The 12,662-nt window shown below is 33.8% G+C and carries 16 protein-coding genes and 1 riboswitch; of the genes, 4 read left to right on the top strand and 12 right to left on the bottom strand.

The features are described 5' to 3' along the window. Positions 1-22: 22 nt before the first annotated feature. Positions 23-178: a hypothetical protein gene (locus tag AC0ONG_RS05435; RefSeq protein ID WP_002083105.1), complete on the bottom strand. Its 156-nt coding sequence runs from the start codon at positions 176-178 to the stop codon at positions 23-25. A gap of 259 nt (positions 179-437) precedes the next feature. Here AC0ONG_RS05435 and AC0ONG_RS05430 point away from each other — a divergent pair, with 259 nt between their 5' ends. Continuing rightward, complete coding sequence (locus tag AC0ONG_RS05430; protein WP_001165082.1) at positions 438-623, top strand: YkvS family protein; 186 nt, start codon at positions 438-440, stop codon at positions 621-623. Between the two features lie 48 nt (positions 624-671). Here the strand turns inward: AC0ONG_RS05430 and queF are convergent, their stop codons facing one another. Genes queF through queC form a run of 4 tightly spaced genes read right to left on the bottom strand, consistent with a single transcriptional unit; the run spans position 672 to position 3,050 of the window. Continuing rightward, positions 672-1,169, bottom strand: coding sequence for a preQ(1) synthase (gene queF, locus AC0ONG_RS05425; protein ID WP_001986050.1), 498 nt, complete (start codon positions 1,167-1,169; stop codon positions 672-674). 18 nt (positions 1,170-1,187) lie between these two features. Continuing rightward, a complete protein-coding gene (gene queE / locus AC0ONG_RS05420; protein WP_000036303.1) occupies positions 1,188-1,904 on the bottom strand; it encodes a 7-carboxy-7-deazaguanine synthase QueE in 717 nt (238 codons plus the stop codon). Continuing rightward, positions 1,897-2,388, bottom strand: a complete 492-nt coding sequence (gene queD, locus AC0ONG_RS05415; protein ID WP_000368414.1) for a 6-carboxytetrahydropterin synthase QueD — start codon at positions 2,386-2,388, stop codon at positions 1,897-1,899. The genes queE and queD overlap by 8 nt, the downstream gene beginning before the upstream one ends. Beyond that, entirely contained in the window at positions 2,388-3,050 is a 663-nt protein-coding gene (gene queC, locus AC0ONG_RS05410; RefSeq protein WP_000711598.1) for a 7-cyano-7-deazaguanine synthase QueC, read from the bottom strand. The genes queD and queC overlap by 1 nt, the downstream gene beginning before the upstream one ends. 93 nt (positions 3,051-3,143) lie before the next feature. After that, positions 3,144-3,187, bottom strand: a riboswitch (PreQ1 riboswitch). A gap of 206 nt (positions 3,188-3,393) precedes the next feature. Between queC and kinB the strand changes: the two genes are divergently transcribed. Beyond that, positions 3,394-4,602: a sporulation sensor histidine kinase KinB gene (kinB, locus tag AC0ONG_RS05405; RefSeq protein ID WP_002083096.1), complete on the top strand. Its 1,209-nt coding sequence runs from the start codon at positions 3,394-3,396 to the stop codon at positions 4,600-4,602. An 11-nt stretch (positions 4,603-4,613) separates the two neighbouring features. Here kinB and AC0ONG_RS05400 read toward each other — a convergent pair whose 3' ends face one another. From AC0ONG_RS05400 to AC0ONG_RS05385, 4 genes are all read right to left on the bottom strand, one after another. After that, positions 4,614-4,730 (bottom strand): DUF6254 family protein, encoded by a 117-nt coding sequence (locus tag AC0ONG_RS05400; RefSeq protein WP_000038355.1) that lies wholly within the window; start codon positions 4,728-4,730, stop codon positions 4,614-4,616. A 101-nt stretch (positions 4,731-4,831) separates the two neighbouring features. After that, positions 4,832-5,365 carry a DinB family protein gene (locus tag AC0ONG_RS05395; protein WP_000941975.1) on the bottom strand — a complete coding sequence of 178 codons (534 nt, stop codon included), beginning with the start codon at positions 5,363-5,365 and terminating at the stop codon, positions 4,832-4,834. Positions 5,366-5,502: 137 nt separating this feature from the next. Next, positions 5,503-7,197: a M3 family oligoendopeptidase gene (locus AC0ONG_RS05390; RefSeq protein ID WP_016077948.1), complete on the bottom strand. Its 1,695-nt coding sequence runs from the start codon at positions 7,195-7,197 to the stop codon at positions 5,503-5,505. A gap of 159 nt (positions 7,198-7,356) precedes the next feature. Beyond that, positions 7,357-7,803, bottom strand: a complete 447-nt coding sequence (locus AC0ONG_RS05385; RefSeq protein ID WP_000203336.1) for a MarR family winged helix-turn-helix transcriptional regulator — start codon at positions 7,801-7,803, stop codon at positions 7,357-7,359. A 195-nt stretch (positions 7,804-7,998) separates the two neighbouring features. On the opposite strand from AC0ONG_RS05385, the gene AC0ONG_RS05380 reads away from it, so the two are divergent. After that, positions 7,999-9,495 carry a DUF3149 domain-containing protein gene (locus AC0ONG_RS05380; RefSeq protein WP_000865060.1) on the top strand — a complete coding sequence of 499 codons (1,497 nt, stop codon included), beginning with the start codon at positions 7,999-8,001 and terminating at the stop codon, positions 9,493-9,495. A 29-nt stretch (positions 9,496-9,524) separates the two neighbouring features. Here AC0ONG_RS05380 and AC0ONG_RS05375 read toward each other — a convergent pair whose 3' ends face one another. Next, a complete protein-coding gene (locus AC0ONG_RS05375; RefSeq protein ID WP_000495536.1) occupies positions 9,525-9,806 on the bottom strand; it encodes an aspartyl-phosphate phosphatase Spo0E family protein in 282 nt (93 codons plus the stop codon). A 480-nt stretch (positions 9,807-10,286) separates the two neighbouring features. Between AC0ONG_RS05375 and AC0ONG_RS05370 the strand changes: the two genes are divergently transcribed. Continuing rightward, positions 10,287-11,057 carry a divergent polysaccharide deacetylase family protein gene (locus AC0ONG_RS05370; protein ID WP_001234134.1) on the top strand — a complete coding sequence of 257 codons (771 nt, stop codon included), beginning with the start codon at positions 10,287-10,289 and terminating at the stop codon, positions 11,055-11,057. 64 nt (positions 11,058-11,121) lie between these two features. Here the strand turns inward: AC0ONG_RS05370 and cbpA are convergent, their stop codons facing one another. Both cbpA and AC0ONG_RS05360 read right to left on the bottom strand, forming a co-directional pair. Then, positions 11,122-11,745, bottom strand: a complete 624-nt coding sequence (gene cbpA, locus AC0ONG_RS05365) for a cyclic di-AMP binding protein CbpA (RefSeq protein WP_001264213.1) — start codon at positions 11,743-11,745, stop codon at positions 11,122-11,124. Positions 11,746-11,871: 126 nt separating this feature from the next. Continuing rightward, entirely contained in the window at positions 11,872-12,501 is a 630-nt protein-coding gene (locus AC0ONG_RS05360; RefSeq protein ID WP_000896006.1) for a class II aldolase/adducin family protein, read from the bottom strand. Positions 12,502-12,662: the final 161 nt, after the last annotated feature.

The raw sequence follows: 12,662 nt of genomic DNA, 5'->3' as shown, positions 1-12,662 counted from the left end.
AAGAAAAGAAAGTTATATACCTTTACATCTCCCCACCACTATCATGTGTTATCGAAGCATGGGTACCATCCATCCCATCAAAATATGTATTCGTATCATATTGACGAATCTTTTTTAAATGCATATAAGAAAATAAAAATAAAATTAAAGCTATAACACTCCCCACAAATTCAAACATCATTTTACCGCCTCTAATTTCTCCCACTTCAGCAGGTTATTCTACTTTTTCATTATACCTCGATATAAAGATTTCCGCATTTTTGCTATTTTTTCAAATAACATGGATTTTCTACATATTTTCTTACAAAAAGTGAATTTTTTTCGAATTTTTACTTTGGAAACATTTACAAAGTAGGAAATATGGTTCAAAATAGGAGGAAATAAAAAAACCCAAATTTATTCTTTTTTTGGGAAAACTGTAACAAGGAGAGTTGCTTATGCAGATCGCAGAAACTGGAGATATCATCGAATTTAAAGGTGGAATGCAAGGCCGTGTTCAAAAAGTAAATCAAAACTCTGTTATTGTTGATATAACAATTATGAAGAATTTTAGAGAACTAGATATGGAACCTCTTACAGTTGTAAGTCATAAAAACTATACTGTCATTAATCAAAATGCATAATATAATAGAAAGAAAGGGCCTGTATAGTATACAGGCCCTTTCTTTCTATTAACGATTATCAATTGTTTCCGGATATAGATCGTGGTTCATCATGCGGTAGTCAGCCATTTGTTCATACTTCGTCCCCGGGCGACCGTAGTTGCAGTATGGATCAATTGAAATGCCACCACGTGGTGTAAATTTCCCCCATACCTCAATGTAACGTGGATCCATTAATTTAATTAAATCGTTCATAATAACGTTCATGCAATCTTCGTGGAAATCACCATGATTGCGGAAACTAAATAAATACAACTTTAAAGATTTACTCTCTACCATTTTTTGCTCTGGAATATAGCTAATATAAATTGTTGCAAAATCTGGTTGTCCTGTTTTCGGACATAAACTTGTAAATTCAGGACAATTGAATTTTACAAAATAATCACGGTTTGGATGATTATTATCAAATACCTCTAATATTTCTGGGCTATATTCAAATAAATATTTTGTATTTTGATTTCCTAGTAATGTTACATCTTTTAAATCTTCATCTAATCTTCCTGTCATTTTAAACATCCCTTCTCATTATACGCCGCGTTTATTTCCCCATACTAACGCATGAAGCTGGGGCAATACTTTTGCATCATTCATCTCTTTACAATTTACAGCTTTATCAATCAGCCACTCATACTTATCTAATAATTTTTTAATAAGCATTGCATCATCCACTGTTTTTGTATCATCGTTTCCTACTTGCAAGAAAAATGGTACATCTGGATAACGTTCGTGCATCTTAACTGCATATTCAAAATCATGATCATCGAATACTACTACTTTTAAACTAATATCTTTTCCTGCTAGTTTCTGAATAATAGCATCTAACTTCTGAAAATCTGTTTTCATCGTCGAACTTGGTGGTTTTGGAGAAATTGTTACTTCATCAATTTGAAGTAACCAATCTTGCCATTTACTCCCTTGAGTTTCAATTGCCGTCCGCATTCCATTTTCTTTTAATATAGAAAGAAGAAACTCAATATTTTTCAGCAATGCCGGATTCCCGCCTGAAATCGTAACATGAGAAAATTTTTCTCCTCCAATTGCAACAAGCTCATCCCAAATATCTTCTGCTGTCATCTGTCTAATTTGATTTTTAGCTGATCCATCCCATGTAAAAGCAGAATCACACCAAGCGCAGCTATAATCACAACCAGCCGTACGGATAAACATTGTCTTTTGCCCTACAACCATTCCTTCACCTTGAATAGTCGGACCAAATATTTCTAAGACAGGGATTTTACTCATCGAGCATCCACTCCCGTCTTACTTCCGCATAACTAGTCGGCGTCTCAAATAGACGAACAAATTCTACGCGAGCTCCTTTATATTCGTTCACTCGATTCTCTTTAGTTAGTGCCTCTGCCATCTTTTCATAAATCCAAACGACCATATTTTCAGCAGTCGTATTCATTGCAGGTAACGTTTCGTTTAAATAACGATGATCTAAATAAATTTCGATTTCATTCTTCCAAATCTCTTTTATATCACCAAAGTCAATTGCAAGTCCTATTTCATTTACATATCCACTAATTCCAAATACAACTTTATATGTGTGACCATGTAAGTTTTTACATTTCCCTTCATAACAGTGTAAATGGTGTGCTGCATCAAATGTAAATTCCTTGCTGACCATTACTCTTTTATTATGGTATTTGAGCTGTTTACGCTGAATATCCTTGTCCATTTTTTGCAAATTTTCTACGATGCGAAATCCAAAGAAATTATCCATTAGTTGTTCGCTCCTTCGCGTTCTTGTAGGTACGTATCTAATCCTGCTTTACGAAGTTGGCACGCTGGACATTCACCGCAACCATCACCAATGATTCCGTTATAACATGTTAATGTTTTTTCTCGAACAAACTCAAATGCTCCAAGTTCATCTGATAATTTCCATGTTTCAGCTTTATCAATCCACATAAGTGGCGTGTGAATGACAAACGGGTAATCCATGGATAAATTTAAAGTAACGTTTAACGATTTCACAAACACATCACGGCAATCTGGATAACCACTGAAATCAGTTTCACATACACCCGTTACAATATGACGTGCTCCAACTTGTTTTGCTAATACAGCAGCAAATGATAAGAAGAGTAAATTTCGTCCATCTACAAATGTCGATGGCAATTCACCTTCTTCATGTGTAATCTCCATATCCGTTCTCGTTAACGCATTTGGAGCAAGTTGATTTAATAGACTCATATCTAGTACCGTATGCTTTATTCCTAGCTCTTTTGCAATTTTCGCTGCACAATCAATTTCTAGCTTATGACGTTGATTGTAATTAAACGTTACAGCTTCTACCTCTGCAAACTGCTCTATTGCCCAAAATAAACATGTTGTACTATCTTGTCCTCCACTAAAAACAACAACTGCTTTTTCTTTTTTCATTTCACTCATTCTCCTTCTCTACTATAAATAAGAAGAAAGAACGTTCTTGAACTGTCACAATAAAAAAACAAAACAATACCTAAGGATATTGTTGTTTCCATAGTTTTTTATAGAGGGAGTTCGCGAACCTCTCCCGCGCGGTGCACGGAATTTCTTCTTTCATTGACACAGCTTATTGTAACATATTGTATACTAGCGTAAAAATTTCTGATTTTTCCGCTATTTATTATTTCATTTCTTTCATTTTATAGTATGATTAATTTAATATAAGAAGAGAGGAGGCATCCCACTGAAATCCTTTATTATTTATCTCTTTTTAAATATATTATTCATCCTTATTACAATGCTCGTATATCATTTATTTTGGAATCAAAAAGGGAAACGCTCTCCTAAATTAAATTCAGCTATATTTATTGTATTGTGTTGCCTCGCTACCGTACTCTGTATTACATTTGCAGCAAAAACAAATAATGGTTTTCAATTTGATATGCGCCATATTGTATTAATTGTCGGTACATTAACGGGAGGGCCTATTGCTGGTGGTTCTATCTTAGTTGTATTAAACATATATCGCTTACTATTAGGTGGGGTAGGTGTTTTCCCATCTCTTATCGGTTCTGTTCTTCTATTTATTGTTCTACTATTAACATATAAATTTTTCAATCGAACTTCTAATCGTATAAAAATAACACTTGCTATTATCTACAGTCTCACATACGGATTTAGTTGGATACCTTTCTTTCTTTCAAAGGTTACAAATAAGACTGATTATATACCGCATATTATTGTATATGAGTTATGTTCAATGCTTGGTACGATCCTAATTTTATATTTACTACACATATTACAAACTCAAGTTCGTCTCCAAAACGAACTTATAAATGCTGAAAAGTTTCATTTAATTGGTGAAATGGCAGCGTCTATCTCTCATGAAATTCGCAATCCATTAACTTCAACGAAAGGGTTTTTACAACTGTTACAATCAGATACATGCACTGAGCAGGAACGAAAATTATATATCGACATTGCCATTAACGGCATCGAACAAGCAAATCATGTTCTTACAGATTATTTAACTTTTGCCAAACCAAGCATTGAAAAAGAACAAACATTACAGTTAGAAGAAGAATTACTACATGCATTGTCGTTAATTACACCGCTTGCTAATTTAACAAATGTACGTACTCATTATATAAAGCAAAGCACTTCTTTTTTTATCGCTGGAGAAAAACAAAAACTAAATCAATGTTTATTAAATATTTTAAAAAATTGCATTGAGGCTATGCCAAAAGGCGGTGATCTTTATTTCACATTAGTTCCTGATCATAAGCATATTCAGTTATATATAAAAGATACAGGAATCGGTATGGATTCAGAACAAGTAAAACGTCTTGGTTCGCCTTTCTATTCAACGAAAGAAAAAGGCACTGGACTTGGAATGATGGTCGTATTCAGTGTTGTTCAAGCTATGAACGGAAAAATTGATATTATAAGTGAAAAAGGAATCGGTACAACCTTTTTATTAACTTTTCCACTCATACAAAAAACGTGATGAAATAATCATCACGTTTTTTCTGTTCCTTCAACTAATTCAGCAAAAGCTTTCACTTTTCCGTGCGGTTGTTGATTTTCTTTACGCGCTTTCCAGGCGCGCTCCTCTTCTCGCTTCTTCTTAGACATATTTTTTCAACTCCTTCTTTTCTTTCTCCATGTAGTATTCCAAAATAAGAAAGAAAACTATGCACATATCAAAAAAGAAGTGGTTTCCCACTTCTTCCACTTTAGCGTTGCAAAATTGCATGTTTCGCCTCTTTTAACTGCGTAAGATGTCTTTGTTCATGCAAATCAAGAAATTGAACCCATTGATACAAATTCAGATCATTAAAAACAGGATGCTTTAATCCATTTTCAAATAGATCTTTTTCATCTATAACACTATGAAGCGCGTGTAATAGTTCTTGTCGTGAATGTTCTAGTAATTGAATTCCTTGCTGTTTTTTCATTAAAGTTTCTGTTGGTTGCATTTGCTGAGGAGCTTCTCGTTTATGTGTGCGATCAAGCGTAAGTTGGAGGTCTTTAAATGGAGTCATGTTTCTTTCGTTTTTTTGTAAAGCATATACAAGGGCAGACGTGACAGATTGTTCAACTAAATGCAAGTGGTGTAAAATTTGAGTAATACTCCATTTATCACGGCGTGGCTTTACATTCACTTCTGTATCATTTAACATTTCAATTTCTGATAATAGCGTGCTTCGGGTAGACTGTAATGAGTTTACTAAACTTTCTAAACTCACATCCATATTAGATTGAAGCATACTTGTTCCCCCCTTTTGTTGGTGAAAAGAGGTGCTCCTTATTAGAAACACCTCTTTAGTATTCTGAATTTTCTTTTATTATCTCATCATTTTCCCATTATGTCGATGTTAAACATGTGAAAAAAAGCGCATGTTTTTTACAATTTTGTGTCGTCAATCGCATGTAACCATGCTTCAATTTCTGTAATAACACTTTTCACACAGCCTTCAGCAAATGGTGATGTTAAATTTGCAACTTCTACTAATTCTAAGAACGATTTACTTCCACCTTGTTGGCACAGATTCACATAATCTTCCCACGCCTCTTGTCTATTATCTCTTGCACGTTTCCAAAATTGTAGCGCACAAATTTGAGCAAGCGTGTAATCAATATAATAGAAAGGTGAACTATAAATATGCCCTTGACGTTGCCAAAAACCACCGCGCTCTAAATAATCATTATCCTCATAATCACGATGCGGTAAGTATTTCTTCTCTATGTTACGCCATGCTGTCTTACGCTCTTCAGGTGATGCTTCAGGATTTTCATATACATAATGTTGATATTCATCAACTGATACGCCATAAGGTAAAAACAGAAGTGCTGAACTTAAGTGAGAGAAGTAATATTTATCTGCATCTTCTTCAAAGAATAGCTTCATCCATGGCCATGTAAAAAATTCCATACTCATAGAGTGGATTTCACACGCTTCATATGTTGGCCAATTATATTCTGGAATTTCAAATTTACGACTTTCATATACTTGGAAAGCATGACCTGCTTCATGTGTTAATACATCAATGTCACCAGATGTTCCATTGAAGTTTGAGAAAATAAATGGCGCTTTATAATTCTCAATATATGTACAATATCCGCCACCAGCTTTTCCTTTTTTCGCAACTAAATCTAATAAATCATTATCTAGCATGAAATTGAAAAATTCATCTGTCTCAGCCGATAACTCTTTATACATCGTCTTTCCATGATCAACAATCCAATCCGCATCTCCTTTTGGAGTTGGGTTCCCTGTAGCAAACTCAAAGTTTTCGTCGTAATAAGCTAACTTCTCTACACCGATACGTGCTTGTTGTCGCTTTCTTAATTCCGTTGTAACGGGAACGATATAATCCAGCACTTGCTGACGGTAATTAGCCACCATCTCCGCATTATAATCTGTACGGTACATTCTTGCATATCCAAGTTCAACAAAGTTTTTGAAACCTAAAGATTTTGCGATTTTCGTTCTCACTTTAACAAGCTCATCATAAATACGATCTAGTTCTTCCTCATTTCCAGCTAAAAATCCGTAGTATGCTTCACTTGCTGCTTTACGTTCGCTTCTTTCTTTTCCTTGCATAAACGGAATCAGTTGCGATAACGTTCTTTCTTCTCCAGCAAAGTCAATTTTTGCAGATGCTAATAACTGTGTATATTGCGACGATAATTTATTTTCTAATTGTAAATCTTTCACGACTTCATCTGAATATGTTTTTAAATCACATTCTGCTAGAGCAAATAATTGTTTTTCATAATACGCCTCTAATTCTTCACGAAATGGAGAATTAATGAGTGCCTTATAATATTTTGTACCATATCCTTGTACAACTGGAGAGAATTCATCAAAGAAATCCTGCTCCTCCTTATAAAAAGTATCCGTCGTATCAACAGAATGGCGAATGTAACAAAGGTTTCCCATTGTACCAAAATCGTTGCGAATTTCATTAATTGAATGAATGACTTGTTTTTGTTCTTCTACAGTTTTTGCGTTATCAAACTTCTCTAAAGCAACAGTAAATTTCTCTTTTAACTCTTCAATATTTGGGCGTTTATATTCATAGTCTTTAAATGACATGAACGAGCCTCCTCTCCATTACATACCTTTACTATAATTCAATACGTATTCCCGAATTCCCTCTTAATTTTCAACAAAATTCGGCAGTTACTACCCTGAGTTCATTGCAAATAAAAAAGCCTTGGATTTATTTATCCAAAGCTCCTTTGGAACATATTATTATTTTTCATACTTCCCAATTTTTTTTAATAGATCAAGTAATTCATCTTTTTCATCTTTCGTTAACATTTCAAAAGACTGATGTATAACTTTCTCATGCCCCGGAAAAATAGAAGCAATAAAGTTCTCGCCAGACTCAGTTAATTGCGCGTAAATAACACGTCTGTCATTCGGGCATGGGATTCTCTTTACTAATCCCTTTTTCTCCAGCTTATCTACAACATATGTAATGCTGCCACTGGCTATTAAAATGCGCTCACCAATTTGCTGGAGTGGTTGACCGCCTTTATGATATAGCAGTTCTAATACAGCAAATTCCGTTGGATTTAACCCGTTACTTTGTATAGATTTATTTGTAGTATCCATAACAGAACGATGTACACGAGATAATGCAATAAATACTTTTAAAGATTGAGAAATATCTTCTCGTTCATTATTTGATGTCATACAACTTTCAACCCTTCACTTAAATTCTCAGCAATAAAAAGAAAATGCCACTTCATACTTCATGTGAATTCCGAATGAGCATTCACTCATCCATTTCCTCTCCCCTAATATATTAAGAATCATTCTTGAATAAAAACATGACAATTTTAACATAGTTTATATATAATGATAATAAAAAAAGAAGGAGTACCACATTTGAAAGTCAAATTCCAAAGCATAATTATATATATATTGCTTGTTATCCTACCGACAATAGGGATTGGTGCTACATTTTATTCGTATCATACATATAAAATGAAACAGGAAAACAAATTATCCGCTCATACAGTTCTCTTTTTATATAGAGATTATTTAGATCATCATCTTGGTGAAGCAATTTCTGCTTTAGACATGCTTGCAAAAGTTGTAGGCACCGAGACTGGTAATATAAATGGCATTAAACAAATTGTACATGATACAGATGGAAACGATGCACGCTTTTCTGGTCTATATTACGCTACACCAAAAGGGGTCATTACAATCGCATCTGAAGATGAATCAAAGCCCGTAGATGTTTCAGACCGTAAATATATTCAAGACGTGCTACAAACTAAAAAAACCACTGTATCATCAGTCATTACTGATCGCGTTCTTGGACATAAAGCTATTATGATTGCTGCCCCCATATTCAATAAACAGAAGGAGCTCTCAGGATTATTATTAGCTAGTTTACGCTTTGATTACATTTCATCTTCTTTAAATGCCATTAAACCACAATACCATTTTGAGGTAACTGATAAACATGATGTAGTTTTTCTAACCGATGATAATAATGACACAAGTGATACGCATTCTAATATGCTTACTACTCCACTCCAAAGATTAAATTGGAAGGTCTCTGTTTCACCATTACCTATTCATCAAAAAAACTTATACCAGTGGGTTGCAATAGAGTGTATCGCTACTTTATTTTTAATGTCTATTTTATTTTTACTTGCTCAATATATGTTGTTAAAACGTCAAACAAAACTTGAAAGACAACAAAATGAACTACAGAAAATTGAATTAGTTGGAACTTTTGCAGCAAGTACAGCACACGAAATCCGTAATCCTCTTACTGGAATTAAAGGACTCGTCGCTCTATTAAAAGAGAAATATAAAGATGAACAAGATCAGTTCTACTTTTCCGTAATTGAACAAGAAATAGAGCGAATCAATGAAATTGTAAGTGAATTTCTTATTCTCGGCAAGCCAACCGCCATCATCGAACAAACATATGACGTAAGAACAATTCTAAATGAGGTAGCATTAATTATTCAATCTGAGGCGAATTTACATAACATTGTATTCCATTTACATTTGCCAGACCATCCTGTTCATATCCGTTGTTCGAAAGACCATATGAAACAAGTGGTTTTAAACATTACAAAAAATGCAATTGAGGCCATGACTTCTAGTGATACACTAACCATTGTAGTAAAAAACAATGAAACACACGCACAATTGCAGATTACAGATACTGGAAAAGGGATTCCGCAACATATTCAAAAACACCTCTTTCATCCGTTCTTTACTAATAAAGATACTGGAACAGGTCTTGGACTTGTCATATGTAAACGAATTGTAGAGATGTATAATGGGCATATTTTTATTGACAGTACAGAAAACGAAGGAACGACAGTTCATATCGAAATTCCGTTACACATAGTATAATTATCCTTATCCTATAAGGGTAATTATACTTATTTCATAAAACCAGCGACAAGCATTCGCCAAAAATTATTTGATTTTCCTTCATACCCGATTTGGAAAATTGGTATTTTTATAATTGAAAACCATTTCGGTGTTTGTTTTTCTTTATAACACTGATATTGTAAAATAAGCTTGTCCAATTCTTGACTAACTTGAATTGTCTCCCTACTATTTAGCCCACTTGTTAATCCTAGTTGAATCATTTCTTCACGTTTCATATGAATATCACGTGAAAGCTTTTCTAATGTGTACTTCCTTTTTACAGTAAACATCCATATCCCCCTTATTATACTTCCATGCTCTCAACTTCACTTCTCCATTGACCTTTTTAACTACTTAATCATATACAAATTTGAAGAATCAGAAATTTTAACATTTTCTCCCTGTAATTTACAAATCTTTACCCTCACTTTGAGAATTATTACAAATTATTCTATCTTTGTAAATACATTCGCAATAATAGACATTTTTTTCATCTTCTTTTTTTACAAATTCTACGTAAACCGGGGATTCTTAATTTTCCACCTACTTTTCTTCGACATTTTTTGTTTAATTTATATAAAAAAGCAAAACATAATGATGATTGATAAAGTGAAACTTTAATCAGTGTTTTTTGTTCAGCCCCACTGATTATTAGCATTCACCAATCGTGCGTTTATAGGCAGTGAATCTCCCACCTATCCAACCCAATGTTGAGGTGGGAGTCTTACTACCCACAAATAGCGGGATAACAATAGAAAGGAAATATTTATATGCGAAAATATACGATTACATTGTTCATCATTGTTTTGTTTTTACCGTCCTTCTTATTTCCTATTCAAGCAAATGCTCATACGAATAAAGTTGCTATTGTCATTGATGATTTCGGCAATAATATGAAGGGGACTAATCAAATGTTATCACTTCCCATTCCGCTCACTGTTGCTGTTATGCCTTTTCTTCCTTCCACAAAAGAAGATGCAATAGCCGCCCATAAAAAAGGCCATGAAGTTATTATACATATGCCAATGGAACCTATTAAAGGTAAAAAAGAATGGCTTGGACCGAAAGCAATTACAACCGATTTAAGCGATGAAGAAATAAACAACCGACTTGAACAAGCGATTCAAGAAGTTCCGCATGCAATTGGAATGAACAATCATATGGGGTCAAAAGTAACAGCGGATGAAAGAATTGTTCGCCTTATACTTGCTGCTTGTAAAAAACACGGTTTATTTTACTTAGATAGTAAAACTAATCCTAATAGTGTCGTCCCAAAAATCGGAAAAGAATTAGGAGTTCCTATTATTGAAAACCAACTATTTTTTGATGATGTGTATACAGCAGGACATATTTCAAAACAAGCCCAATTACTCATCAAAAAAATTCAAGAAAAACCTATTATGGTAGCTATCGGGCATGTGGGCCCCCCAGGTGAAATTACATCACGCGTTATTGAAACTTCTATCCCTAAAATTCGTGAGCATGCAGACTTTATTTTTTTATCTGATCTAGCATTATCCCCGCCTCCTGTTTCAAAATAAAGTTTATTACTCACAAAGAAAAGTACCTATCTATATATAACAGATAGGTACTTTTCTTTTTAACTTAAATATAATCTACATGACTCACTCTGAATCCTTTTTTCTCTATTTTTCCGATTAATTGCTTTAATCTTGTTTCATCTAACTCATCTGATATATTTACAATAACGCGGCGGATATATTGATCACCGTTATCGAGTGTAAACAACCCACCGATATTATATGCTTTTAACAATGTCCCAAGCTCTTTAATCGTTCCTTTACAATCTTGTGTTGCAATTGTTAATATATAACCACCTGTCCGCATACCAAATGAATCTTCAATAACATCAAATATATTCGAATGCGTTAACATACCGACAAATTCATTATAATCATTTAGCACGGCTAAAAACGGAAGCCGACGAATCACATAAAAGGCTCTGAAGAAGGAATCCTTTTCAAAAATAAATGCATTGGAATTGTCAAGTATATCTCCTGCACTTACATGCTCTAATCCGCTATTGCATTTTTTTTCTAATAAATCTACTTTATAAATAATCCCCGTGAATTTCTTCTCATCTTCTGCTAATACCGGGATGGCTCGAAATCCCGTTTTGTTCATCGTTTGCAGTGCCTCTTCACCAGAATCATTTATTTTGCAAAATGTTACTTGCTGCTTTGGCAGAAAATGATATTTAACTCGCAAAATATGTTCCTCCTTACATGTCAACATGTAATCTATATATAATAAGGAGACCTATATTTTATGAGTGAAATTATTTTTAAAACGCTTTCATTTATTTATTAACTTGTGGCCATATCACATTCATTTTTATATAACAGAGCTTCTTGCGCCCTTAATCATTAATAATTTCACATGATAGTTCATTAAATATTCTATACCCTCTAGCCATTTTTTCGCTTCTTCTGGCGTTTTTCCCCACACAATCATGCCGTAATTATGAACAAGAACTACTCCTCCACCTTCAATGAAATTCGGAACATTGCTTTCTAATAAATCAGCGAATTTTTTTTCATCTTCTACAATTGGAATGGTCATTTCTGTTATACCTTCTTTTCCGAAAACACGTTCCACACTGCGTTTATCGAACGTTACTTCTCCTTCTTCTCCATATAACTCTGATATTAAATGACTATCTACAGTCTGCACTTGTAAAATACATCCTGCACTACTTTTTTTATAAATATCCGCATGCATAAATGACTCTGCAGCTGGTTTTTCTTCATTTTCAAATACTGACTCGCACATGCAATTTACGACAATAAAATCTTCTTCCGAAAATAGCCCTTTATCTCTTCCCTCAACATTTACTAAAAATGTTAACGGCTCTTTTGACGTACATAGCGACAAACTAATTTTGGTACCATAAAACCAATCACGAAGTGCCAATTCAGATTTCACATCTTTTAATTCATTCCATTTCTTCAGAAAAAATAACATTTCGTCACCCCCGGCATAATATTCATATAAGGTTCGAATCCTTTCTATGTAAAAGGAATATTTTTTGATTATTCCAAAAATTTAATTGAATTATCACATGAGAATGCTTTTTTGTCAATATAGTTTCGCGGTTCTTCTTTAAAATAGGCTATTCATATGTC

The organism is Bacillus sp. TCT6 (genome assembly GCF_056033845.1).
This window is presented reverse-complemented; position numbering and strand designations above follow the sequence as displayed.